The 24,780-nt window shown below is 63.6% G+C and carries 22 protein-coding genes and 1 pseudogene; 8 read left to right on the forward strand and 15 right to left on the reverse strand.

All coding sequences use genetic code 11. The annotated features are described in order from the left end of the window. Positions 1-116: 116 nt before the first annotated feature. Positions 117-929, reverse strand: coding sequence for an MBL fold metallo-hydrolase (locus JQ597_RS06840; protein ID WP_212032766.1), 813 nt, complete (start codon positions 927-929; stop codon positions 117-119). Next, positions 926-1,300 carry a Crp/Fnr family transcriptional regulator gene (locus tag JQ597_RS06845; RefSeq protein ID WP_212263453.1) on the reverse strand — a complete coding sequence of 125 codons (375 nt, stop codon included), beginning with the start codon at positions 1,298-1,300 and terminating at the stop codon, positions 926-928. The genes JQ597_RS06840 and JQ597_RS06845 overlap by 4 nt, the downstream gene beginning before the upstream one ends. Before the next feature lie 251 nt (positions 1,301-1,551). Between JQ597_RS06845 and JQ597_RS06850 the strand changes: the two genes are divergently transcribed. The 3 genes from JQ597_RS06850 (at position 1,552) to JQ597_RS06860 (ending at position 4,463) form a co-directional block, all read left to right on the forward strand. Continuing rightward, a complete protein-coding gene (locus JQ597_RS06850; RefSeq protein WP_502754298.1) occupies positions 1,552-2,568 on the forward strand; it encodes a hypothetical protein in 1,017 nt (338 codons plus the stop codon). 91 nt (positions 2,569-2,659) lie between these two features. Then, positions 2,660-4,216, forward strand: a complete 1,557-nt coding sequence (locus JQ597_RS06855; RefSeq protein ID WP_212263455.1) for a hypothetical protein — start codon at positions 2,660-2,662, stop codon at positions 4,214-4,216. Positions 4,217-4,295: 79 nt separating this feature from the next. Then, positions 4,296-4,463, forward strand: a complete 168-nt coding sequence (locus JQ597_RS06860; RefSeq protein WP_212263456.1) for a hypothetical protein — start codon at positions 4,296-4,298, stop codon at positions 4,461-4,463. A gap of 19 nt (positions 4,464-4,482) precedes the next feature. On the opposite strand, the gene JQ597_RS06865 is transcribed toward JQ597_RS06860, so the two are convergent. After that, positions 4,483-5,130 carry a glutathione S-transferase family protein gene (locus JQ597_RS06865; RefSeq protein ID WP_212263457.1) on the reverse strand — a complete coding sequence of 216 codons (648 nt, stop codon included), beginning with the start codon at positions 5,128-5,130 and terminating at the stop codon, positions 4,483-4,485. Between the two features lie 90 nt (positions 5,131-5,220). Between JQ597_RS06865 and JQ597_RS06870 the strand changes: the two genes are divergently transcribed. Beyond that, positions 5,221-5,832 (forward strand): TetR/AcrR family transcriptional regulator, encoded by a 612-nt coding sequence (locus JQ597_RS06870; protein ID WP_249147554.1) that lies wholly within the window; start codon positions 5,221-5,223, stop codon positions 5,830-5,832. A 12-nt stretch (positions 5,833-5,844) separates the two neighbouring features. Here the strand turns inward: JQ597_RS06870 and JQ597_RS06875 are convergent, their stop codons facing one another. Both JQ597_RS06875 and putA read right to left on the reverse strand, forming a co-directional pair. Next, positions 5,845-7,050, reverse strand: a complete 1,206-nt coding sequence (locus tag JQ597_RS06875) for a CaiB/BaiF CoA transferase family protein (RefSeq protein WP_212263458.1) — start codon at positions 7,048-7,050, stop codon at positions 5,845-5,847. Positions 7,051-7,162: 112 nt separating this feature from the next. Then, positions 7,163-10,264 carry a bifunctional proline dehydrogenase/L-glutamate gamma-semialdehyde dehydrogenase PutA gene (gene putA, locus JQ597_RS06880; protein WP_212263459.1) on the reverse strand — a complete coding sequence of 1,034 codons (3,102 nt, stop codon included), beginning with the start codon at positions 10,262-10,264 and terminating at the stop codon, positions 7,163-7,165. A 115-nt stretch (positions 10,265-10,379) separates the two neighbouring features. On the opposite strand from putA, the gene JQ597_RS06885 reads away from it, so the two are divergent. Both JQ597_RS06885 and JQ597_RS06890 read left to right on the forward strand, forming a co-directional pair. Continuing rightward, the gene (locus tag JQ597_RS06885; protein ID WP_212263460.1) at positions 10,380-10,841 is read left to right on the forward strand and encodes an Lrp/AsnC ligand binding domain-containing protein; all 462 of its coding nucleotides are present in this window, start codon (positions 10,380-10,382) and stop codon (positions 10,839-10,841) included. 141 nt (positions 10,842-10,982) lie between these two features. Further along, complete coding sequence (locus tag JQ597_RS06890; protein WP_502754300.1) at positions 10,983-11,633, forward strand: hypothetical protein; 651 nt, start codon at positions 10,983-10,985, stop codon at positions 11,631-11,633. A 137-nt stretch (positions 11,634-11,770) separates the two neighbouring features. Here the strand turns inward: JQ597_RS06890 and JQ597_RS06895 are convergent, their stop codons facing one another. The 5 genes and pseudogenes from JQ597_RS06895 to JQ597_RS06910 form a co-directional block, all read right to left on the reverse strand. Further along, positions 11,771-11,971, reverse strand: a complete 201-nt coding sequence (locus JQ597_RS06895; RefSeq protein ID WP_027539571.1) for a cold-shock protein — start codon at positions 11,969-11,971, stop codon at positions 11,771-11,773. Between the two features lie 314 nt (positions 11,972-12,285). Beyond that, a pseudogene (locus JQ597_RS37560) lies at positions 12,286-12,500 on the reverse strand (hypothetical protein); the annotation flags it as partial. A 138-nt stretch (positions 12,501-12,638) separates the two neighbouring features. Beyond that, positions 12,639-12,899: a hypothetical protein gene (locus tag JQ597_RS06900; RefSeq protein WP_212263461.1), complete on the reverse strand. Its 261-nt coding sequence runs from the start codon at positions 12,897-12,899 to the stop codon at positions 12,639-12,641. 463 nt (positions 12,900-13,362) lie between these two features. Further along, positions 13,363-13,608 (reverse strand): hypothetical protein, encoded by a 246-nt coding sequence (locus JQ597_RS06905; RefSeq protein WP_212263462.1) that lies wholly within the window; start codon positions 13,606-13,608, stop codon positions 13,363-13,365. Positions 13,609-13,958: 350 nt separating this feature from the next. Further along, positions 13,959-15,692: an adenylate/guanylate cyclase domain-containing protein gene (locus tag JQ597_RS06910; protein ID WP_212263463.1), complete on the reverse strand. Its 1,734-nt coding sequence runs from the start codon at positions 15,690-15,692 to the stop codon at positions 13,959-13,961. A gap of 214 nt (positions 15,693-15,906) precedes the next feature. Between JQ597_RS06910 and JQ597_RS06915 the strand changes: the two genes are divergently transcribed. Beyond that, positions 15,907-17,484 (forward strand): glycosyltransferase family 39 protein, encoded by a 1,578-nt coding sequence (locus JQ597_RS06915; RefSeq protein WP_212263526.1) that lies wholly within the window; start codon positions 15,907-15,909, stop codon positions 17,482-17,484. Here JQ597_RS06915 and JQ597_RS06920 read toward each other — a convergent pair. Together JQ597_RS06920 and JQ597_RS06925 are read right to left on the reverse strand one after the other, a co-directional pair. Beyond that, positions 17,404-18,435 (reverse strand): YcjF family protein, encoded by a 1,032-nt coding sequence (locus JQ597_RS06920; RefSeq protein ID WP_212263464.1) that lies wholly within the window; start codon positions 18,433-18,435, stop codon positions 17,404-17,406. The genes JQ597_RS06915 and JQ597_RS06920 overlap by 81 nt on opposite strands. Beyond that, complete coding sequence (locus JQ597_RS06925; RefSeq protein ID WP_212263465.1) at positions 18,432-19,895, reverse strand: YcjX family GTP-binding protein; 1,464 nt, start codon at positions 19,893-19,895, stop codon at positions 18,432-18,434. Before JQ597_RS06925 ends, JQ597_RS06920 begins: the two co-directional genes overlap by 4 nt. Before the next feature lie 231 nt (positions 19,896-20,126). On the opposite strand from JQ597_RS06925, the gene JQ597_RS06930 reads away from it, so the two are divergent. Then, a complete protein-coding gene (locus tag JQ597_RS06930) occupies positions 20,127-20,921 on the forward strand; it encodes an SDR family oxidoreductase (RefSeq protein ID WP_192736602.1) in 795 nt (264 codons plus the stop codon). Between the two features lie 115 nt (positions 20,922-21,036). Here the strand turns inward: JQ597_RS06930 and mdlC are convergent, their stop codons facing one another. The 3 genes from mdlC to JQ597_RS06945 form a co-directional block, all read right to left on the reverse strand. Continuing rightward, positions 21,037-22,656, reverse strand: a complete 1,620-nt coding sequence (mdlC, locus tag JQ597_RS06935; protein WP_212263466.1) for a benzoylformate decarboxylase — start codon at positions 22,654-22,656, stop codon at positions 21,037-21,039. A gap of 136 nt (positions 22,657-22,792) precedes the next feature. Then, entirely contained in the window at positions 22,793-23,647 is an 855-nt protein-coding gene (locus JQ597_RS06940; protein ID WP_212263467.1) for an HTD2 family dehydratase, read from the reverse strand. Then, positions 23,644-24,771, reverse strand: coding sequence for a CaiB/BaiF CoA transferase family protein (locus tag JQ597_RS06945; RefSeq protein ID WP_212263468.1), 1,128 nt, complete (start codon positions 24,769-24,771; stop codon positions 23,644-23,646). The genes JQ597_RS06940 and JQ597_RS06945 overlap by 4 nt, the downstream gene beginning before the upstream one ends. Positions 24,772-24,780: the final 9 nt, after the last annotated feature.

Raw genomic sequence — 24,780 nt, forward strand, 5'->3', positions numbered from 1 at the left:
TTTGTCAAATGGATGGATCGCAGCCGAAGGCCGGCGAGCGTGATTTGGAATCACGTCAAGATCTGCCAGGCGGGGAGTAATTCCGGATGGCGCAATTATTCGGCAGCGTTGGCTGCCTAGCCGTCATCCAGCTTGTTGAGGTCGCGCACCGACTGCATGATCGGTTCGAAATTCGAGCGCGCATCCAAAGCGTCGAACAATTGCGCGGTGTCGGACAGCAGGTTGTGGGAACGTTGAATGGCGACCCGTACATCGTCCTGCGGCGTGTCGGAGAGGCGGCCGTGGCCGGACAGCAGGATCTTCGAGTTCAACCCCTTCAGCCGCTCCAGCGACTGGATATAGTCGGCGATGCTGCCGGAACCGAATACGCCGCCCATCACGCCGCCGGGCATCAGCGTATCGCTGGCGAACAACAGGCCCTTGTCCTGATCGAACAGCGTGATGCAGGCCGAGGTATGGCCGGGCGTGTACATCACGTTGAGGCGGAAATTGCCGAGGTCGAGCAGATTGCCTTCCTCGAGCCAGATGTCGACATTGATCGGGATATTCGGTTCGTTGAACATCTTGCGCAGCATCGAGAAATCGTCGCGCAGCATGATCTTGTTGGCGGCCAGCCGATGCGCGGCGATGAAGGCGCGGCCATTGAAATGATAGGCGGCGCCGATATGGTCGAGGTGCTCATGGCTCAGCACCACCATATCGATTTTCTCGGGCGGACAATCGACGTGTTGCAGACATTTCAGCAGATGCGGATAGTTCGATGACAGGCCGACATCGATCATGATGGTCCGCGAGCTGCCGCGCACCAGATAGGCGTTCGCCGCGCGGTTCTTGAAACGAATCTGGTACACGTCCTCGGCTGCCTCGATCAGCGTGCAGACGTCGCTTTCGAGCAGGGTCTTGAACGGGCTCGGCCTGCGCTCGCTCATGGATTGGCCGCGGCTTTGAACGTGATCGCGTTCGCGGCACGCAGCCGCTTGCTGAGCGCATCCATGATCATCAGCGCAAACGCCGGCTGCTGGCTGACCAGATAGACGAAGCGGGCGTGATTGATCCGCATCACGCGGGTGTGCGCCGCTGCGGCAATCGCGGTCGCCGAGCGGGACGAGCCGTCGATCACGGCCATCTCGCCGAAGAATTCTCCCTTGCCGAGCGTGGCGATCACGGTCTTGCTGGCGCCGTTAACCTTGGCGATCTCGACCTTGCCGTCGAGCACGACGAACAGTTCGCGCCCGGTCGAGCCTTCCTCAAAAATGACGTCATCTACATCAAACTCGTTGATGCATTTTTCGATGGTCATGGCGGCCTCCTGCCTTCTGGCTGGATGGTCAGGCCATGTTAGTCGGTAAATGAACGGGCGCAAACGGAGCTGTCGGGGATTGCCGCAGGGCAGCATGGGCGAGCGGGCGGAGTCGCCGGCCCCGCAGCCGTCGCTTTGCGGCCGCAAACAGGCCCGGATGACCTTCTAAAATTTCGGTAAGGCGGAACCCGGTAACGATTTCGCAAGCAATAAAAGTTACCAAAAGGTCAACCCATTCTGGAGAATTGAACGTGAGCGAACAGCAGTCCGAGGCCACCAGCGGTGAAACCGGTTCCGTCGGCGCCGGGCCGGCCGCTCCCGATATGTCCGCAGCCAAAGTGCCGGTGACGGCGGCGATCGAGTCCCCGATGCTGGCGCCCGACCAGCAAGAAACGTCCCCAAAGCCGGATGCGCCCAAAGTGGAAGCGCCCAGGGTCGAGGCTTCCAAGCTTGAAGCAACCAAAGTTGAACCGGCGAAGGTCGAAGCGGCCACATCTGAAGCTCCGAAAGTTGAAACGCCGCGGATTCCTGGCAAGCTGTTGATCATGTCGCCCGGCGAGCGCGCGTGGAACGGCGACGAAGCCGATGTGAAGCCTGAGGCCGTTGCAGCTGACGGCGTGTCCGGCAAGCGCCGGATGTCGGCGATGGCGGCTGTGGTGGCGCTGGCGACGGTCGCCGGTGCGCTCGGTGGCGCGCTGGCAACCGCGGGTCTTGGACAGATGATGGCCGGAAATTCCGCCGTGGCGAACAACAACAGCGCACTCGAAGCCTCGGTGGCGCGGATCGACGCCGATATCCTGGCGCTGAAGGCCAGCGTCGAGCACACCTCCAAAACCGGGGTGAGCCAGTTCAACAAGACCAGCGACCGCCTCGACAAGGTCGAGAAGGCGCAGGCCGAACCGACCGCCAAGCTCGCCAAGCTCAGCGATGCCGTCGAAAAACTCCGTGCGCAGGCTGCTGCACCCGCACCCGTCGCCGCCGCAACGCCGGCTGCCGCAAGGGACGTCACGGGAACGGTGTCGCCGCCCGCAACGGCCGCGGCGGTGCCGCTCCCCGCGCCCAAGCCCGAGATTGCACGGCTGCCGACCGTGGACGGCTGGGTGTTGCGTGACGCCGCCAATGGCAGCGCGCTGATCGAAGGCCGCCAGGGCATCTTTGAAGTCTACGCCGGCGATCCTGTCCCGGGTCTCGGCCGCATCGATGCCATCCGCAAGCAGGACGGCAAATGGGTGGTCGTGACCAGCAAGGGTCTGATCGTCGCCCGCTGATTACGCGAAATCTGAAAGACGAAGGCGCTTCACCGGGATGTGAAGCGCCTTTTTGCTTGAATAGGCCACTTCGCGCGGTGTTAGTGGGGGCATGAGCCGCGCGCTACGATTTCTTGTCATCATGCTCGCCCTGGTGTGCGGCGCATTGCCGGCGTCCGCCGCGCCACTGGAGCGTGGGACCGCGATAACGGATCCCTTGATGCTGCGCGAACTCGACGGCGGCAGGTTCGGCATCGGCCGTCTGTTGTGGCCGGAGCGGTCGGCCAATATTCCGCTCACGAGCGGCCAGCTATTCACCCTGCCGTCGATGCTCCCGGTCCGCCAGGCGATCGACGCCGAGTTCGACCGTTATATTGCGCGACACAAAAGGAGCCTGCCGAGCGAAGCCATCGGCGTCGGCGATGGCTTTGCCTTTCAACTGTTCGACCGCACCCAGCTTGATTCCGGCGACACCCGTTTCGCGCTGGCGGGCATCGTCAATCGCATGGACCGCGCTTATGTCGACGAGGCCAGCTGCGGCGACATCCGGCTGATCTATCGGCTGACGCGAATGAAAACGCCGGGGATCGACGACAGGGCAATTTTGCCCCGTCTGCCGATGACGCTGAATCTCGTGCTGAAAGCCAAGGCCGGTCATGGGATCGACCGTAACGGCAAACCCGTCACCTGTTCCGAAATCGCAAAGCGATGGCTCGCCGCAGGCGAATTTTCGCTGACCGGCGCGCCGCTCGCGGAAAAGCTGCTGGATGAAAACGGTCCGCTCGATCTGCTCGGTTATGAAAACATCGATCGCATCGAGACCAACCTTCAGATCGCGCATGCGCCGAAATCGCCCGTGCGCGATTTCCGTACCGATTACCTGTTGAAGGTGTTTCGCTATGACGCCGCGGCGCGGGAATTTCGGGAAGCGCCGATGGAGAACCAGATCGACCGCGACCGCATTCTGGCCGACGACAAGCTCGGGCGCGAATTCAAGTCATGGCTGCTGGAGCCGAAACATTTGGCAGAGTTCGATTCTGGCGCGGTCCTGATCCCGGAAAAATTCCTTGCCAATGGCGCGATTGCCGCAACGCCGGCCGGATTTGACGCTTCCGACCTGCAGCCTGAATTCGGCCTGATGCAGGGCGAGGGGGCCAAGGCGGTGTTCAGCGAAGCTGACGTCGTCACGGCGCTGAAGAAGGCCGCGGCTGGCGGTATGAAGCTGCAAAACATCCGCTCGGCTGGCGGCTTTGAGCGGCGGCTGAACGATGTCACCTGTTCCGGATGCCACCAGACGCGTGGCATCGGCGGATTTCATTTTCCCGGCGTCGACTGGATGGCGGTCAATCCTTCCAACTCGACGGTGGTGCCGGCGTCGCCGCACTTCTTCGGCGATCAGGTTCGCCGCCGCGACATCCTCACCGCAGTGCGGGATGGCAAGGCGCCGGATTATTCCCGGGGCTTTGCCAGCCGTCCGCAATTGCGCGGCAGCACGGAACTGGCGGGGACTGAATATAGCGATGGTTGGGGCGCGCATTGCTATGCTCCCAGCAATACCACGGCCAGCAACGACGCGAGCTTCCGTGCCTGGACCTGCACTGAGGGACTGGCCTGTCAGGTCAGCGGCAAGACCGCACGCATGGGCATGTGTTTTGTGAAAAGCCGGTAGCCGGCCGGCATGAGCACCGATGCGCCGTCATCGTTTAATGCTAGGATGCCGGCAATGACCTACCGAGCGAGGACCGGCGATGAGCTCTTCCGACCAGGAGAACAGGCAGCGGAATCGCGAGATCGCGGAGAACGAAGCCAAACGCGAGATCGTTAGCAACGTCCGCGTCAGCACCTGGGCGATCGCGGTCGCCGTCATTGCCGGTGTAATCGTCTTTGGCATCGTCTGGGCCTGGTTGAGCCGCTGAAACGTCAAACCGAAAGCGTTCACTTCGCGTAATGCGTCAGCCGCTTGCCGGGCAGCAGATCGTAGGCCGACTTCCAACCGGGCAGATCAGCCATACGGCCGAGCCAGGCGCTGATCGCCGGGTGGCTCACCGCGAAATCATATCCGGTCTCGTCGCTCGGATAATGCAGATAGGCCATCATGGAGATATCGGCGATGCTCGGCCGCGCGCCGATCGCGAACGCATTCTGCTGCAGATGTGTTTCCAGGATGCCGAGGAAATCGTCGAGCCGCTTGCGAAAATAGGTCAGCACCGCGGGATCGCCTGACGGGATGAACGTCCGCATGAATCGGTATGAGGCCATGTAACCGGTGAGCTTGTGGTTGTCCCAGAACAGCCAGCGCAAGACTTCGAAATGCTCCGCTTCAGTCTCGCCGCCGAATTGGCCGAACTGCCGCGCGAGTTTCAGCAGGATCGGCGCGGTCTGGGTGAGGCGGACGCCATCCTCTTCCAGCACCGGGATTTCGCCCATCTCGTTGACCGTGCGCCGCCATTCCGCTGACCGCGTGATGCCGCCGCCGAAATCGGTCCAGACCGGCTCGAAGGTCTGGCCGCACAGGGTCAGCATCAGCGCAAGCTTGTAGCTGTTTCCCGATTCCGGAAAGTAATGCAGGCGGTAACTGGGCATTTGCAGGCTCCAGGGTTCCGGAGGCTTGTGTTCACCGTCCGATACTTATACTTTGCAAAACAGAACAATTGTTCTGTTCTTAGATCAACGATGGCGAATGTCAATATGCCCCGCAAAGCCGGAGAAGTGATCACCGACCGCGAGCGCCCTTTGATGGAGGCGACACTGCGTATCATCGGCCGCAACGGACTGGATGGGGTCACGCATCGCGCGGTCGCCGCCGAGGCCGCAATGTCGGTCGGCGCGATCACCCATCACTTTGCCACGCGCGAGATTCTGGTGGACGCAGCACTTCGCTTCGCCCTGACACGCGAGGTCGGGCGGCTGCGTGCGCTGGCCCTCAGTCTGCAAAGCAAGGCATTCGACGCTGGCGCCTGGATTGACTCGTTGGTGGGCTGGTATTCCCAGGAACTCAAGACCGACGCGGAGACGCACATCGCCTGCTTTGAGGCGTTTCTGGCCGCGGCTCGGAGCGAGCGACACCGGCTTGTCGTGGCCGAGTGGTTCGATACCTGGCGGCAGAGCGCCGAGCTTGCCTTGCGCGCCGCCGGTTCGTCCGATCCCCGCGGCCACGCCGATCTGTTCGTCTCCAGCCTGATCGGCATCCTGCTGCAGCAACTGGCAACCCCGCGCCGCGGCTTCCGTCAGGAAACCAGGACTGCGCTCTCTGAGCTGGTCGGCGCTCTGGTCGCGAGGAAATAGATGCGGCGGCTGTTACGCCACCGCGCCGGACGCGCGCAGCTTCTTGATCGCGGCCTCGTCATAGCCGGCGTTGCGCAAAATCTCGTCGCTGTGTTCGCCGAGGCCGGGCGGCTTGCGCGGCTGGACCTTCTTGCTGCCGTCGACCCAGATCGGGCTGCTGATGGTCATCATGGTGTCGTTCTCGAACGGCACCAGCACTTCGTTCTCGATCATCTGTTTGTCGCCCGGAATGTCGTCGAGGATGCCGACGACGCCGAACACCAGCCCGTTGCCGTCGAGGATCTTGCGCCATTCGGCGAGGTCTTTGCCGGCAAAGATTTCGTCGAAGATCTTGATCAGTTCCAGCGAGCGCGCGTGGCGCTCCTTCCTGGTTTCAAAGCGCGGGTCGGTCACCAGATCCTCGCGCTCGAGGCAGCGCGCCAGCGTCGGCCATTGCCGGTCCTCGTTCAGCAGCGACAGGATCAGCCAGCGGCCGTCCTTGCACTGGTAGTGATTGGTCACCGCGTTCAGCGCGCGCTCGCGCGGCCGCCGCTCGCCGAACTTGGCGCCGACCAGTTTGGCCTGTGCCAGCACCGAGGCCGCCCAGACGCCGTTGGCCATCAGGTTCGAGCTGACGTGCGAGCCCTTGCCGGTCTTTTCACGCTTGAACAGCGCGGTCACGATCGCGCCGTAGAACGCCATCGCGCAGGGGTGGTCGCCCATGCCGGCGATCGATCGCGCCGGCGTGGTGTGTTCGTCGGCACGGACCAGGTCCATCAGCCCCGAGCGCGCCCAATAGGCGTTAGAGTCGAAGCCGGGCTTGTTGGCTTCCTCGCCCTTTTCGCCATAGCCGGTGAACGACGCATAGATCAGCCGGTCGTTGAGATGCGCCAGATGGTCCCAGGTGATGCCGAGCTTGGTGCGGACCTGCGGCGGCATGTTGGTGATGAAGACGTCGGCCTCGGCGACCAGTCTGTACAGCACCGCCTGCGCTTCCGGCTTCGTCAGGTCGAGCGCCAGGCTCTTCTTGTTGCGGGCTTCCAGCATCCACGCGAAATTGTGTTCGCTGTGCGGGTAGCCCGGCAAATTCGGCAAATTGCGATAGGGATCGCCGGTAACCGGCGGTTCGATCTTGATCACGTCGGCGCCGAAATCGGACAGCACGGTGGCGGCCGCGGGGGCTGCGATGAAACTCGCGCAGTCCAGAACCTTGAGGCCGTCAAAAATGCCTTTTTCCATTGTCGTGCCGCTCCCGTGACGTTTGTTGGTCTTATTCCGGTGACTGGAATTATCAATGCCGATGATCGGCCATTTGACCCATGTTGCGGGGACGATGCAACGGCACTTTCGCTTAGCTGCCTTGCCCCCGCCAGCGTGGCGAAGGCTGGCCAATTCGCCAACCGGCGCCTTCGGTCCCGGACAGCAACGCTGCGTTGCCGCCGGCGGCGGTCCCGGACAGCAACGCCGCGTTGCCGCCGGCGGCGGCGGTATTGACGGTCACCGTCTGTTCGGTGGCAAACCGCGCCAGATAATGCGGTCCGCCGGCCTTGGGGCCGGTGCCGGAAAGGCCATGGCCGCCGAACGGCTGCACGCCGACGACCGCGCCGATCATGTTGCGGTTGACGTAGATGTTGCCGACCTGGACGGCGTCGATGATGTCATCGACCGTATCGTCGATCCGGGAGTGGATGCCGAGCGTAAGTCCGTAGCCGGAACGCTCGATCGATTGCAGCACGTGGCGAAGCCGGTCGGCGCGGTAGCGCACCACGTGCAGCACCGGGCCGAACACCTCTTCCTTGAGTTGTCCGGCATCGGACAATTCGAAGATGTGCGGCGCGACGAAATTACCCTCGGGCGCGGTGCCCGCAAAGTGCACCCGCGCTTCCTGCTTCATGCGCGCGATATGAGCGTCCTGGCGCGCTTTGGCCTCGGCATCGATCACCGGGCCGATATGGGTGGCGGGATCGTTGGGATCGCCAATCCTCAGTTCACGCGCGGCGCCTGCGATCATCTCGATCATGCGGTCGGCAACGTCGTCCTGGACGAACAACAGCCGCAGCGCCGAGCAGCGCTGGCCGGCCGAGCGGAACGCCGAGGTGACGACGTCATCGGCGACCTGTTCGGGCAACGCGGTGGCATCGACGATCATCGCATTGATGCCACCGGTCTCCGCGATCAGCGGCACGATCGGGCCGTCCTTGGCCGCGAGCGTGCGGTTGATTGATCGTGCCACCTCGGTCGAGCCGGTAAAAACGACGCCTGATATGTCGGGATGCGCCACCAGCGCCGCACCGATCCGCCCGTCGCCTTGCACCAGATACAGCGCGGCAGGTGGCACGCTGGCTTCATGCAACAGCCGCACGGCTTCGGCCGCAATCAGCGGCGTCTGCTCGGCAGGTTTTGCGACGACGGCGTTGCCGGCCATCAGCGCCGCCGTGACCTGACCCATGAAGATCGCGAGCGGAAAATTCCACGGCGAGATCGCGACGAAGACGCCGCGGCCGCGCAAGGCGAGCACATTGCTCTCGCCGGTCGGACCCGGCATGGCCTTGCCGTCGATGAACTGCGCGCGTCCCTGCGCGGCATAATAGCGGCAGAAATCGACGGCTTCGCGCAACTCCGACAGTGCATCGTCCAGCGTCTTGCCCCCCTCGCGTTGCAGCAGCGCGATGAAATGTGCCGCGCGTTGTTCCAGCAGGTAGGCGGCCTTTTCCAAAATGCTTGCGCGCGTCCAGGCCGGCGTTCGGCTCCAGCCCTTGAAACCGTCGCGCGCGGCCGAGACCGCCGCGTTGGCCTCGACCGGCGTCGCATCAGCGACGCTGCCAGTTGCAGGTAAAACTTCCGCAGCGACATCCGCGACGAGTTTGTTCAGCGCCGCCCGTTCACCGAATTCCAGCCCACGCGAGTTTGTCCGTTGTGGCGAAAAGAGGTCGGCCGGCAGGCGGATGTCCGGATGCGCGGCTTTGGCGGCGACGCCAATGATTTCCATCGGACGCCACAGCAATGTGGCCATCGGCACTGTCTCGTCAGCGGCGAGCGCGACAAACGACGAATTGGCGCCATTCTCGAGCAACCGCCGTACCAGATAGGCGAGGAGATCACGGTGGCTGCCGACCGGCGCATAGGTGCGGCAGGCGATGTCGGGATGGTCTTCACTGAGCTGGGCATACAGCGCCTCGCCCATGCCATGCAGGCGCTGGAACTCGAAGCCGCTTTTATCCTTCGCCAGTTCGAGAAGGGTCGCGACGGTCAGCGCGTTGTGGGTCGCAAATTGCGGAAAGATCCGCGGCCGCAAGCCCAGCAATTGCTGCGCGCAGGCGACGTAGTTCAGGTCCGTCATCGCCTTGCGGGTGAACACGGGATAACCGTCGAGGCCGCGCTCCTGCGCGCGCTTGATCTCGGTGTCCCAATAGGCGCCTTTCACCAGCCGCACCATCGTGCGGCGGTTCAGGCTTTTCGCTAGACCATCGACATGGTCGATTACTTCGCGGGCGCGCTTCTGATAGGCTTGGATCGCCAGCCCAAAACCGTCCCAGCCAGCCAGGGATGGATCGGCGAATGCCGCCGCGATCACGTCGAGCGACAATTCCAACCGGTCGGCTTCCTCGGCGTCGACGGTGAAATTCAGATCAAAGGTCTTGGCCTGCCGCGCCAGATCGATCAGACGCGGCACCAGTTCGCTCATCACGCGTGATTGGCTGACCGCTTCGAAGCGCGGATGCAACGCCGAGAGCTTGACGGAAATACCGGGCCGGTCGGGCAGGGGACGATTGTTGGCGGCGCGGCCGATCGCATCGATCGCGCGTGCATAGGAATCAAAATAGCGCGCGGAGTCGGCGGCGGTGCGCGCGCCTTCGCCGAGCATGTCGAAGGAATAGCGCCGGTGGCGCGATGCATGCGCTTCGGCCCGCGCCAGCGCGGCCTCGATAGTCTCGCCGAGCACGAAATGGCTGCCCATCAGCCGCATCGCCTGGCGTGTCGCGGCGCGTACGGCGGGTGCGCCGAGCCGCTTGGTCAGCCGGCCGATGGTGCCCTGCGGCGTCTCGCCGGGCTGGATCACCCGCGCCGACATGCCGAGCGCCCACGCCGAGGCGTTGACCAGGAAGGCGCTGGATTTGGTCTCGTGATGCACGAAGTCGCCCTGGCCGAGCTTGTCCTCGATGAACTGGTCGGCGGTGCGCGCATCCGGCACCCGCAACAGCGCTTCCGCGAGCACCATCAGCGCGAGGCCTTCCTTGGTCGACAATGCGAACTCGCGCAGCATGTCCTCGACGCCGCCGAGCGGATCGTCATTGGCTCTGACGGCTTCGATCAGGCGCGTCGCCGTGAGGTCGATCCGCGCCTCCTGCTCGGCGCCCAGCTTGGCGGTGGCGAGCAGCCGGGCGGCGATTTTCCAATCATCGGGTGCGTAGGCCGCGTTGAAGGGCGGGAGAGGCGGTGGATGGTCCGGCATGGTGATTCCCTCGGGGGCTCATCCAATTTACCGCCGCTCCAACCGTAGTTCGATAGACAAATTCGTCATTATGCCTTAGGAAATGTGGAGAATAGCCAAAATAGCCGGATAAACGATGGACATCGACAAGATCGACCGCAAAATCCTCTCTATTCTTCAAGGAGATGGCCGTATTGCGAATGTCGAACTGGCCGAGCGGATCGGGCTGTCACCGACCTCGATCGGCGAGCGCCTGAAGCGGCTGCAGCGCGATGGCTTCGTCGAGGGTTACGGAGCCCGGCTCAATCCGCATCTCCTGGGATTGGGCTTGCTGGTGTTCGTCGAAGTGATGCTCGACAAGACCACGCCCGACGTGTTCGAGCGCTTCGCTGAAGCAGTGCAATCGGCCCCCGAAGTGCTGGAATGCCACATGGTGGCGGGCGGCTTCGATTACCTGGTGAAGGCCCGTCTCGCTGACATGACGGCCTATCGGCGCTTTCTCGGCGAGACCCTGCTGGCGCTGCCGGGGGTGCGCGAAACGCAGACCTACGCCGTCATGGAAGAGGTCAAGCGCGACGCGCCGTTGCCGGTCGGGTAGCGCAAACAAAACGACCGTGACCAAAACGCACCACGCCAAAAATAGCCGTGGCCTGTTCCACAGGTGGCGGTCTTGCAACTTGGCAGCGTGAAAGGCACGCGCTAATTCTCGGGCACCGCCGTGGTTTGGATAGCAGGGATCATGAGAGACGCCGATCGAGCGTTACGCCAGACGTTTGCCCGGCTTGCGGGCGTGCTCGGCGTTGTCGGGACGGCGTTGTCAGGCGCGCCTTCCGAAGCCGCCGAAATGAGTTCGGCGGTCGCCGACCTCTATACGTCGGTGTCGATCTATCCGCCGTCGGCGAATTCGATGACGGTCTGTTACGGCTTCGTCTGCCGGCGCCGCCAGATACTGGAGTTCACGCCGGGGGACCGCACCGCGCTGACGCAGATCATGGCCGCGGGCCGTGCGTCGGCCGTGGCCGAACGCGCGGCGGTGCAGAAGGCCGTGGTGTGGTTCGACCGCCGTATGGGACCGATCCTCGGCACCAACAAGCGCGTGGCGAAAGCGGATTTCCGCTACTTCGACGACAAGCACAATTACGATTGCTGGGACACCACCCGCAATACCACCAGCCTGTTACTGGTGCTGCGGGATTGGGGGCTGCTGAAGCATCATGCGATCGGTGATCCCCGCTATCGCGGCAATACGCTGGTGCTGCAGACACCGCACAACACCGCCGTGCTGGTCGATCGCGCAACCAAGGCCGAATGGGTCGTCGACCTCTGGCCGCGAGGCTATCTGCAGCCTCCGGACGTCATGCCGGTCGAGAAATGGGTGAAGGAAGATTGAGCGGCCGGTCGGCCCAAAGAGAGTACGAGCAACTACGGTGCTCGCTCCGCCGAACGCTCACAGTTTTTTGAGAGTTTTTTCAAGCCCGGCTCCCGGATTACTTCCGAGAGCACGCCGTTGCCGATCGCGCGGTAGCGCTAAACCTTGAGGTTTTCGGCCGAAGTCTTGCCGCGATTGGCAATCTCTTCGTATTCAACGGTCTGCCCTTCGTTAAGCGTCGAAAGCCCAGCTTTCTCAACTGCCGAAATGTGAACGAAAACGTCCTTGCCGCCGTTGCTGGGCTGGATAAATCCATAACCCTTGGTCGGGTTGAACCACTTCACCGTACCTTTAGCCATTCACGTCGTCTCCGCGGAATCAAAAAAATATCCGAGCCGCCGGTCCCCGCACATACCGGGCATGCCCGAGACTTCAGGATACGCGGGTTGTGGCGGACTGGGTAGCGCAAAACGGCACCACGGATTCCGCAAAAATCCGCCATATCGCACCGTATTTCCGCCGTTTTGCCCGTTTCGCGCTCATTTGACGCGGCGAAATCGTGGCCGGCGCCAGCCTCGTCGATGGGAGGATTGACCAGATATCCTCCCTCGCCTGGCGTGCGGGGGAGGGGTTGTTCACAAAATAGACGCGCCGAGCGGGGGCATCCGCGCCTTCATCCGCCGCTCGTTTTTGTAGTTCGCGATGAGACATCCGCATCGTCAATCGGCGCGCCATAGACCTTGATCATCCTGGTCACTTCGGCCGCCCAAATATCCTTCTTGAATTTCTCGCCGTGCGGCGGCGTCTTGATGTAGTCGGCGGAATGACAGCGGTGCAATTGTTCTGCACAAATTCGCGTTCGACGCCGGGCTTGAACGCGGCGGTCTCAACGACGTTGCGCGAATAGCCAGCCGGATTTCGGATCGGCGTCATCGGTTGCACCTCCTTCTCACATTTACATTGCGACAACAGAAAACCCCGGTCGCGCTGGGCGACCGGGGTTTCTGAACCGAACTTGTGGTTCGATTAGTAGCAGACGTTGACGGTGCGGAACACAACGCCATACGGGGTGTACACGCGGCGGCTCACGTAGCAGCCGTCGTAACCGCCACCGACGTATCCGACGTTGAAGCCGAAGCCATGGTGGTGGTGGCCGTGGTGGTGATGGCCATGGTGGTGATGGAAGTTCGGCCAGTGCACCGGCTTCGCCGAAGCGGCGGTCGGAGCCAGCGCGATGGTGCCGAGGGTGGCGGCGGCAGCGATAGCGAGAGTAACTTTACGAAGCATGGTCTTTCTCCTTGAGTGAAGCGCGGTCGACATCTTGTCTTGGCGCGGGTTGATCGTTCAGGTTTCAGTCTTACCCATCGCCCATCAGTCGTGCGTGCGAGAAAGCCGGTTCGAGAAAACCGCATTACATTGCGGACAACTACCTGAATGGCTGTTCAGATGTGAAATGGATCACAAAACGGAAAGCCGCGATGGGCTAGGCGGCTCGGTTTGCGCCGGATTTCACGTCGTTAACGGAGCGATATGTGGAACGGCGAAAAGGCATTTTCGTCATTGCGAGGAGCGAAGCGACGAAGCAATCCATTCTTTTATTGCGCAGCAAGATGGATTGCTTCGCGAAGCCTGTCATCGGGCGCGCATTCGCGCGACCCGTTGGCTCGCAATGACGTCTGAACAGCACCCACAACAGAAAACCCCGGCCGCGCTGGGCGACCGGGGTTTCTGAACCGAACGAGTGGTTCGATTAGTAGCAGACGTTGACGGTGCGGAGGACAACGCCGTACGGGGTGAACACCCGGCGGGTCACGTAGCAGCCATCATAACCGCCACCGATGAAGCCGACGCGGAAGCCGTGGCCGTGGCCCCAGTGACCGTGGTGGTGGTGATGGTGGTGATGCGGCCAAAACCCTCCCGCCGAAGCGGTGGTGGGAGCCAGCGCCATAACACCGAGGGAAGTGGCGGCGGCGAGAGCGAGAGCAACTTTACGCATGGTCTTTCTCCTTCAATGATGCGCGTTCGACATCTTGTCCTGGCGCGGGTTGATCGTTTCAGTTTCAGTCTGGGTTTCAGTTTCAGTCTGACCCATCGCCTATCAGTCGTACGCGCCAAAAAGCGGGTTCGAGAAAACTGCGTCTCGATCGGGCAGAATTTTCTGAATGCCTGTTCAGGGAGAGGTTGCGCGAATGGAATGGTAGGGTGGGCAAAGCCGGCGGGTCGCGCGAATGCGCGCCCGATGACAGGCTCCGCGTGCCCACCATCCTTGTGGCATTCGTGCAAGAGAATGGTGGGCACGGGGCAAGTGCGCCTTTGCCCACGCTACGACTTCGGCTGACGCCGCCATTATGCCGCGGCGGCGTTCTCGTCGACCAGCGCCGTCAACTCCCTCGCATCCGACACGCTGCGCACGATCATCGGCTCGTTGCGGCCGCGGATCTCGACTTCATGTTGCGGCAGCGCGTCGGCGGATAGGCCTGCGGCGGCGCGGACCTCGTCCGAGATCACCACCTCGCAGGAAAGGCTCTTGGTCATGTCCTGCAGGCGTGCGGCGACATTGACGGGATCGCCGAGCGCGGTGAACACCATATGGTCGCGGTAGCCGATGTCGCCGACGATCACCTCGCCGCCGTTGATGCCGATACCGAAACGGATCGGTTCGCGCAGATCATGTTCCAGAAACCTGTTCACCTCGTCGACATTGGCGGCGATCATGGCGGCGGCCCGCAGCGCCTGCCGGCAAGCCTCCTGCCTGTTCGTGGCAAGCCCGAACAGCGCCAGCATGCCGTCGCCGACGAACTGGTTCGGCCGGCCGCCGCTTTCGATCACCGCCTGCGACACCGCGCCGAGGAATCGATTGACGATGAAGACGGTGTCGAACGGCAGGCGTTTTTCCGCAAGCTTGGTCGAGCCGCGCATGTCCACGAACATGCTGACGAGATAACGCTCCTGGCCGATCCGCGTCGGACTGGACGACGGTGCGTCGGCCGACATGGTGTGCGGCAGGAAGAGCTGGAAGAAGGAGAGGTCGTTTGCCGGCCGCAACTGACAGGCGAGGCGGATCGACGGATCCGACGTGCCGACGCGGCCGAGCACGAAGGCCTCGCGCTGCGAGGGTTCGGGCAGGTCGTGGTGGTCGCCGATGATGCGGATACGGCAGGTGGAGCAGCGCGCGCGGCCGCCGCACACGCTGGCATGGGGCACGTTGTGGCGCAGGCTGGCCTCGAGCACGCTGAGACCCTTCGGCACCCGGATCGTTCGGCCGTTGCCATAGGACAGGTTGATCATGCCGCCACGGCGCTCGTGGATGGCACGCGCGCCTTTTGCCAGCAGGGCAATAATGAGCAGGCCCCAATAGCCGATCAGAAGATAGTTTGTGATATCGTTCAACACGGCCTTTTCAGCCGATGTCCCCATCTGGGATGGTTTGAGGTTCTCCGCCCGCCATTCGACGCTGTCGCTGTCGACGACGATGCGTCCGCCCTGATAGAGGCCGAGCATGGCAAGCGTCGGAATCAGCACCGCTGACGCCAGCAGATAGGGCGCGGCGGTCTTGTAGAACGCCTTCATGCGCAGCCACAGATACAGACCGATGCAGCCGTGCGTCCAGGAGATCACCAGAACCGCAAACAGCAGCCACATTTTGAGCGGCGGCCATGAGATCCAGTAGGCAAAGAACACCTGCGGGTAGAGTATTTCGAGACCGTACAGCGAATAGCCGAGCCGCACGCCGATCACGTGGGTGATGATCATCGCGGGAATGCTGAGGCCGAGGACAAGCTGCAGCGGCTCGATTGCTTTCCAGCGGAATTGCCGGCGCTCGTACAGCGCCCAGATGCCGAGCCCGGTGTGAATGAGGCAGGCCGCATAGAACACCAGCGTGACCGGCAGAGAATGCCAGAACAGCGTGTGCCAGTAGACGCCGCTGGCCAAGGCCTCCATCGAGATATTGCCGAGCGCGTGGTTGACGAAATGGCTGACTAGATAGGCAAACAGCACCACGCCGCTGGCCAGACGGATTTGCCGCACGCTGGTGCCGCGCAGGGCGGCTGTGATTTGTTTATGGGACAGGGAGGCCATGCGGTCCATCAGTGAAGCTGTCGGCGACAATATTGCCTTATTCGCTTGGTGAACACCCTGCAACGTGGCCCCGGCAATCACCTTTTCCGCCGCGAAACGTTGACACCCCCTCGGGAGTCGAAGAAAAAGCGCCGTGACGAACGCCCCCGACAACAGCAACAAACCGGATAGCGCCGGCCGGGCATGGCTTGCCGTGGTGGCGTTGATCGCCGCAATGACGGCGATGCGGCTGATCTATGCCGGGGTAATCGAGCTGCGCACCGACGAGGCCTATTACTGGACCTGGTCGAAGGAGAGCGCGCTGGCCTTTCTCGACCATCCGCCCGGGATTGCCTGGTTGATCCGGTTCGGCACTGCGATTTTCGGCGACACCAATCTCGGCGTGCGGTTCGGCGGCATCGTCGCGATGCTGATCACGCAGCTGCTGCTTGCCGATATCGTCCGTCGCGTCACCCGTGATTTTCGCGCCATCGTGTTCGCTCTGCTGATGCCGGAGGCCGCGCTTTACTACGGGCTGCTGATGGCGAAGGTGGCGCCCGATACGGCGATGATCCCGCTCGCGGTCGCGATGTTGTGGTCGCTGGTCCGGCTCCATGAAAGCGGCAATGCGCGCTGGTGGCTCGCCGCCGGGCTGTTCGCCGGCCTGGCGATGCTGTCGAAATTCACCGTGATCATGCTGCTGCCCGCAGTGCTGGCGTTTGCGCTGGTGCCGGACTGGCGGCGGCGCTGGCTGCTCAGTCCCTATCCGTGGGCAGCGGCGCTGATTGCATTGATCATGTTCGCGCCGGTGCTGATCTGGAACTACCAGCACGACTGGGCCTCGTTCCGCTTCCAGTTCGTGCGCGCGGTCGCGACCCATCAATGGTCACTCCGCACCGTCGGCGATTATCTCGGCCTGCAGTTCGGCCTCGTTGGCTTCGTGCTGTTGCCGGTGGTGCTGTCGGGCGTGGCGCTGACGGCGTGGCGCGGCTATCGCCATCGCGAGCCGGTCGCGATCCTGCTCTCGACTGCTGTCATCGTGCCGTTCGGCTACTTCTTCTGGAAGTCGCTGACATTGCGCGTCGGCGATACCTGGCCGATGTTTCTGTGGCCGGCCGGATTTGCCGCCACTGCCATCAACATCGCGATGCTGCCGCGCGAGGGCTGGCCGGAATGGATGATCACATCCACCGTCAAATGGGCGAGGGTCGCGGTGATATCCGGCATCGCCTTCGTCGTCGGCGTGTTCTTCTATTATGTCGCGGTCCCCTGGAACCTGATCGGCCGCGCCGATCCGGTCGGCGGCGAGGCCGGCTATGAGCAGGTGGTGGCGCGCGCCCAGGATCAGTTGCAGAGGACCGGCGCGACCTGGATCGCCACGACGGACTATCGCACCTACGCGATGCTGCGCTGGTATTTCAACGGCCGCGTGCCGGTTATTCAAATCAACGAGCGCGGCAGGTTTCAGGGCTTTAGCGATCCCGGCATGAACCTGATCCGGGATCACGCCGGCCTCTACGTCGCGCGCGAGCCGGACAACCGCCTGCCGATCTGGGATCTCACGTCAGCCAAGCGGCAGCCGCTCGAACGGGTCGAGCGCAGCTGGCGCGGCGTGGTGATGGATACCTATGCGCTGGAGAAGCTGACCGGCTGGACCCCAGAACTCTCACCGCCGCCGGACACGCCGCTGTTCCGCTGGCGCGTACTGGCCGGCAACGCACAGCCGGAGATGTCACTCCTCGCCGTCGCGCTTGCGCAAAAGGTCTTTTGCGAGATCGCCGAGTGCGGGCCGCGGCAGCGCGGTGAAGGGTAGTGGCCGCGTCACGTCGATGGCGGCGAGGCCGAGCCGCGCGGTCAGCAGTCCGTTGAGCACGCCTTCGCCGAGCCGCTGCGAAAGTTTGGCCGCGATGCCATGGCCGAGCATCTGCTGCACCAGGCTGTCGCCAATCGCCATGCCGCCGGTGACGGCGAGGTGGCCGATCACATGGCGCAGCAGGCTGAGCATGCCGAGCGTTCCCGGCCGGCCGCCATAGAGCCGCGCCAATTGCCGGATCAGCCGCATCGCGGCGACGAACACGAACAGCACGTCGATCAGCGCGCGCGGGCTGACCGCTGTCACGACCGAGACGCGTTGCGCCGCCGTGGAGACCAGCCGCCGCGCCTCCTCGTCGAGCGGCGCCATCAATTCGCGCTCGGCCAGCTTGATCATGTCGGCGCCGTCGATGATGTCGTCAGCGTGACCCACCAGCGTGGCGCGGGCGCGCGCCAGTTGCGGGTTCTGATGCGCGAGCTTCAAGAGGTCATTGACGATGGCGCGGCTGGCGGCGCGATCGTCGCTGAGCAACACTTCGGCGGCGCGCTGGTGCAGCTTCTCGATGGCGGCAAGCCTCGCCAGCCCGAACGCTTCGCGCGCGATCACAACCGTCAGCGCCAGCGCCGCGGCGACGGCAAACGCCAGCGCGACGTAACCCATTGTCTGGCTGCGCGCGAACAGATCCTCGATCAGGTTGACAACGCCGAGCCCGAGGCCGAGCAACACCAGCCCGCCGGTGGCGGTCCAGAACAGCGTGCCCCAGCGGAAGCCGGGCCTGGCCGGGACCAGCGGCCTGTCGATCGGCACCGGCAACTGCGCAGGGTCGGGCTCCGGCGTGATGTGCACCGTGCCGCGCGCGGGGCGGCTGGCATCATCCGGATCCATCACGATCACGCCGGGATCGTCGAGCTTGAACGTCGCCGGCCGCCGATGGGGCGTCTTCTCGCTCATTGCAGTTTGTCTCCGATCAGGAACTGGAGGGCGCGGTCAAGGCGGATGTGAGGCAGAGCCGGCTCTTCGATACCTTCGCGCTGCAACAGCGGCGGCCGGAAGCGCAGGAAGCGATAATCTGCCTTTTCGGAAGGCGCGCTGGAGAGGCCGCGGAACGTGCCCTTGAACAGTTCCTCGGGATCGATGGGCAGGTCACCTGGAAAGGTCGCGACCTCGGTCTCGCCGTCGAACGTATCGCCATTGGCGACTTCGCCGGATGCGGGCGTGCCGAGCAGCGAGGGCAGTTTTTCCCGGCCGCGCGCGACCATCGCCTCACGGGTGGCGCGCACCGCGGCCAGCGCGACAACGTCGATGGCGGCACCGGCATATTCGGCGCGGTCGGCCGCCTTGGCCACGGCACGGCGCAATATGGCTTCGAGCCGGTCATGGCTCGAATGATGCAAATGATCAGCCTTGGTCGCGGCAAACAGAATGCGATCGATCCGCGGCCGGAACAGATTGCTCAGAATCGTGCTGCGGCCGATCCGGAAACAATCGAGGATGCCGGCGAGCGCGGCTTCCAGGTCGTGCAGCGCCTCCGGTCCGGCGTTGAAGGCGGCGAGCGCATCGACCAGCACGATCTGGCGATCGAGCCGCGCGAAATGATCGCGGAAGAACGGCCGCACCACGACGTCCTTGTAAGCCTCGTAACGCCGCCGCATCATCGCCCACAGCGAGCCGTCAGGCGCGGTGCCGTCGATTGGCACGTCGAGCGGTGCAAAGGTCAGCGCCGGCGAGCCTGCAAGATTGCCCGGCATCAGGAAACGCCCCGGCGGCAGCAGGCTCATCGCGAAGCGCTCGTCGCGGCAGGCGCGCAAATAGTCCGTGAACAATTTGGCTGCCATGCGCGCCGCCGGTTCGTCCTCGCGGGCCTCGGCGTTCAGCGTTGCCAGATGTTCGTGCCAGGGCGTGGCGAGCTTTTCGCGCGGGCCTTCGCGTGAGAGCGCAAGGCTCTCGGCCGACCATTGCTCGAAACTCTTGTTGAGCAGCGGCAGGTCGAGCAGCCATTCGCCGGGATAGTCGACGATATCAAGCGTCAGCGTGCGGTCGGCGCCGTTCTGCCGCTGATAGTCCATCACCAGTCGTAACTCGCTGATGTCGACGGTGGAGGCCGGCCAGCGCCGCTCCTCGATCAGCGTGCGGACGTGGTTCTCGTAATCGAAGCGCGGCACCGCGTCATCAGGCTGCGGCTCGAGCCGGGCGCGGGCGATGCGCCCGGTCGCATACGCTTCGAACACCGGAAAACGGCCGCCGCGGGTGAGGCCGTGGATCAGCGCCGTGATGAACACGGTCTTGCCGGCGCGGGACAGCCCGGTGACGCCGAGCCGCACCGTCGGATGGAAGAAGCTGTCGCCGTAATCCAACAGCGCCCGCGCCGACAACCGCGCTTCCTCGACGATATCCTGAAAACTGGGGGCCATGCGTCGTGGAGGGCTCGATGAGAGGGCAATGAGACATTGGGCGGGCGATCACCCGCAAAAGTGGCGATTGGCGGGCCAAAATCAAGCTTCAGTTGCGATGGCGGCCGAGGGATCGGACAGCGCATTGACGATCCTGGGGGCACGTTTTATCGCTCCGTGACAATTTTCCGGGCGAGGCTTACGTTTCCGATCCGGGTTCAGTTGAAAACAGTAATCAAGGGGAGAACGGCCATGCAGGTGACCGGAAAAGTCGTGGTTGTCACCGGCGGCGCCAGCGGCATCGGCCGGGCGCTGTGCGAAGCCTTCCACCGTGCGGGCGCGGCCAAGGTCGTGGTCGCCGACATCAATCCGGACGGCGCGCGAACCGTCGCCACGCCGATCAATGGCGCGGCCTTCAAATGCGATGTGGGCAAGGAAAAGGATGTCCTGCACGTCATCGAGGAGACCGAGAAGCAATTCGGCCCGATAGCGTTGTTCTGTTCCAACGCCGGCATCGGCGGCGGCTTCGACCCGCTGTCCACCAACGCGGGCGGAACTTCGGATGAGCCCTGGTCGCGAAGCTGGGCCGTTCACGTCATGGCGCATGTCTATGCCGCGCGGCACCTGATCCCGCGCATGAAGGCGCGCGGCGGCGGCTATTTCCTCAACACGATTTCTGCGGCGGGACTTCTGTCGCAGGTCGGCAGCCCGGCCTATTCGACCACCAAACATGCGGCCGTGGGCTTTGCGGAAAATCTCGCGATCTCGCACAAGGCCGACGGCATCAAGGTTTCGATCCTGTGCCCGCAGGGCGTCGATACCGCGATGCTCAGGTCCATTCCAAAGGGCCCACAATCCGGCGACGGCGATCTGTCGGCGGAGCAGGTGGCGCAGGACGTGCTCGCGGGCCTAGAGCAGGAAACCTTTGCGATTTTGCCGCACCCGCAGGTGCTCGGTTACATGCGCAAGAAGACCGAGAACTACGATCGCTGGATATCAGGCATGGCGAAGATCCAGGCCAAGATGCGGGAAGCGTACGGGAAATAATTTCCAGCCGTCATGCCCGGGCTTGTCCCGGGCATCCACGTTTTTGGAGCTGCACAAGAAGGAAGTCGTGGATGGCCGGGACAAGCCCGGCCATGACGAGATGGGTGCGGCCGCGTCAATCCTTCTTCGTGTAGAGCAGCGGCACCGCCGAATCCACCATCACCTCGATCAGGCTGGCACCCTCATGCGCCAGCCCGCGCTTCAGCGCAGCACCGAGCTCCGATGCCTTGCTGACGCGCACCGCGTGACAGCCCATGCCCTCGGCGATTTTCACAAAATCGATGTCCGGCAGTTCGAGACCAGGCACGTTGCGGACCTGCATCACCTGGCTGAACGAGCGCATCGCGCCGTAGCCGGAATTGTTGATCACCACCACCGTCAGCGGCAGCTTGCGCTGGGCCGCGGTCCATAGCGCCTGGATCGAATACATCGCCGAGCCATCGCCGATCAGGCAGACGGTACGCACCTCGGGACGTCCCAGTGATATTCCAACCGCGGCGGGCAGGCTGAAGCCGAGACCGCCGCTGGCCATGGTGTAAAAACTGTCCTGCCCGCGCATCGGCATGAATTTCTGCATCGCCGGCCGGTGCGACGGCGCTTCCTCGACCAACACAGCATCCTTGGGCATGGCGTGGAACAGCGCATCCAGCAGGAATTCGGTGGGGATCGGATCGGCGGCCGTGGGTGCGGGCAGCAGGGCGCGGCCTGCCGGGATCACGCGATTGGTCTCCGGCAACAGTTCCAGCAGCATCGTCAGCGCCGGCTTCATCGTCGCGACGATACTGGTGCCTGACGGCGTCACCGCCGCCGCGGTCGGATCGTCGGTGATCTGGAAGATCGTGGTGGCGCCATCGAAGATCGCGGCGTGGCCTTCGACATGGAAGGTGAAAATTGGCGCGCCGATCACGACCACGAGGTCATGGTCGCGCAGCGCGTCGGAAACCTGTCCCGGCGAGGCGTGCAAAAAGCCCGCGAATTGCGGATGCCGCTCCGGAAACGAACAGCGCGCCGAGAACGGGCTGACCCACACCGCGGCGCGGGCTTTCTCCGCCACGCGCACCATCAGGTCAACGGCCTCCGCGCGATCGACGCTGGGGCCGACGACGAGGGCAGGGCGTTTGCTGTCGGTGAGCGCGGATACCAGCGCCTTCATCGCAGCCTGATCAGGCCCGAGCTCGCGGCTGACCTGGCGCGCTTCCACCGGCTGCGTCGGCCGCGTCCAGTCGTCGACCGGCACCGAGACGAAGGTCGGTCCGCACGGCGGCTGCATCGCGACGTAATAGGCGCGCGCGATCGCGGCCGGCACGTCCTCGGGCCGCGCCGGTTCGATGCTGTACTTCACATAAGGCTGCGGAAATTCCGTCGCCCGTTCGGCAAACAGGAACGGCAGCAGCGGCATGATCGAGCGCGCCTGCTGGCCGGCTGAAATCACGATCGGAGTCTGGTTGCGGTAGGCGTTGAAGATATTGCCGAGCGCATTGCCGACGCCGGCGGCGGAATGCAGGTTGACGAAGCCGGCGTTGCGGGTCGCCTGCGCATAGCCGTCGGCCATGCCGACCACGGAGGCTTCGTGCAGCCCCAGCACGTAATCGATGTCGTCAGGCCAGTCGCTCAGGAACGGCAATTCCGTCGAGCCGGGATTGCCGAACACTTTTTTCACGCCGAACGCGCGCAGCAGGTTGAAGGTGGCGTCCTTGACGGTGGTCGATTTGGTCTTGGAAGAATTTTGAGACAACGTCGGGCCCTCAGAAAGGGAAACCGTCATTCCGGGATGGTCCGCAGGACCAGACCCGGAATCTCGAGATTCCCCGGTGCGCAATCGCGCACCTGCGGTTCGATGCTTTGCATCGCCCCGGAATGACGTCAACCCTTCACCACGTCGCCGTACCCTTCATGGTCGGCTGGCCGTCCGAATTGGCGGTCCACAGTTCCAGGCCGGCGCCGGTGTCGTTGGCATTGACCGAGAACTCGCTGCCTTCGAACAGCGGCTGCACGCCGCGATAGCCAAGTTTCTTCGGCGCCGCGCCGCCGTGCAGTTTGGCGGCGAACTCCACGATCAGGGCCGCCTGCAGCGGACCGTGGAACACCAGGCCCGGGTAGCCCTCGACCTTGGTGACGTAGTCGCGGTCGTAATGGATGCGGTGGCCGTTGAAGGTCAGCGCCGAATAGCGGAACAGCAGCACGGGGTCGGCCATGTGGCTTTCGCGGTGCTTTGCAACGGGTGGCGGCGGGGCCGGCTTGCCGGAAGCCGCCGGCGGCGTGCTCGACATGTCGCGATAGACGATGTCCTGGCGCTCGCGGATCGCGACCCCGCGCGGGGTCGTGATCGTGTGCTCGACAGAGACAAAACATAACGCGCCGGTGCTGCCGGTCTTCATCGTCACGTCAGCGATGCGCGAGGTACGCTTGGCTTCATCGCCCACGCGCAACGCATCGAGAAATTCGAGCTCGCCGCCGGCCCACATCCGGCGCGGCAGCGGCACCGGCGGCAGGAAGCCGCCGCGGGTCGGATGGCCGTCCGGGCCCAGCTGCGACATCGGAAACACCGGCTGCGCCAGGCACCAATGCGTGGTCCAGGGCGCGGCGTCGCCGGTCCTGGGCTCACCGATCTCCTGAAACAGCGTCGCGCGCAAACCCTTGACGAGTTGCCCGGTGACGATGTCGGAGGCTTCGGTGGTTTTTCCGATCCAGCCGCGCAAATGATCGAGGTCGAGTTTTTCCGTCATGGCGATTTGGCCCGTGCAGCAGCTTTGGGGAGTTCGACGTGCTCGCCGATCGCGGGCACCGCGCCGTAACGCCTGTTCTCGCCGACGAAGATCGCAGCCGGCGCGGCGTAGCTCACCTTGCCCTTCGGCGTATCGACCTCGATGCGGCGCAGATGGGGGTGTACGGCAAGGTCGGCCATGGTGTTGACCTCGGCAAAGGCGATGTCGGCGTCCGCCAGCCGCTTCAGGAGATCGACGCGATTCATCGTGGCAAAGCTGTCGGCCACGATCTGGTCGGTGACGGCGCGGTTCCTGACGCGTTCGACCATGTTGGCCAGGCGAGGATCATTGGGCAGATCGGGTTGGTCCAGCACCTCGGCGCAGAGTTTCTTCCACTCGCGCTCGCTCTGGATCGAGATCAGGATGCCCTTGCCGTCCTTGGACTGGAATACGCCGTAGGGCGCAATGGAAGGATGCGCCAGCGCCATCCGCTTCGGCGGATTGCCGGCTTCCGAATTGATCAGCGGCACCGCCATCCAGTCGGCCATCACGTCGAACATCGAGATCCGGATATCGGCGCCCTTTCCGGTACGGCCGCGTGCGATCAGTGCCTCAAGGATCGAAGCATGCGCGGTGGCGCCGGTCGCGATATCGACGACGGAGATGCCGACCCGCGAAGGCCCTTCCGGTCCGCCGGTGATCGACGCGAGGCCGCTCTCGGCCTGGATCAAGAGATCATAGGCCTTGCGGTCGGCGTAAGGGCCGTCATCGCCATAGCCTGATATGGTGCAGCAGATCAGCGCCGGATAATCCTTGCGCAATCGCTCCAGCGAGAAGCCGAGCTTGTCCATCGAGCCGGGTTTTAGATTTTGCAACAGCACGTCGGCGCTCGCGATCAGCTCCTCCATCGCCGCACGCCCGTCCTTGGTCGCGAGATCGACGACCACGGAATTCTTGCCGCGGTTGAGCCAGACGAAATAGCTGCTCTGTCCCTTCGCCGCGGCGTCATAGCCGCGGGCAAAATCACCCTCGGGGCGTTCCACCTTGATGACATGGGCGCCGGCATCCGCCAGCCGCGAGCTGCAAAACGGCGCGGCGACCGCCTGTTCGACGGCGACGACGATCAATCCCTCTAACGGCAGCATTATGTGTTC

The organism is Bradyrhizobium sp. AUGA SZCCT0177 (assembly GCF_018130125.1).
Lineage (GTDB): Bacteria > Pseudomonadota > Alphaproteobacteria > Rhizobiales > Xanthobacteraceae > Bradyrhizobium.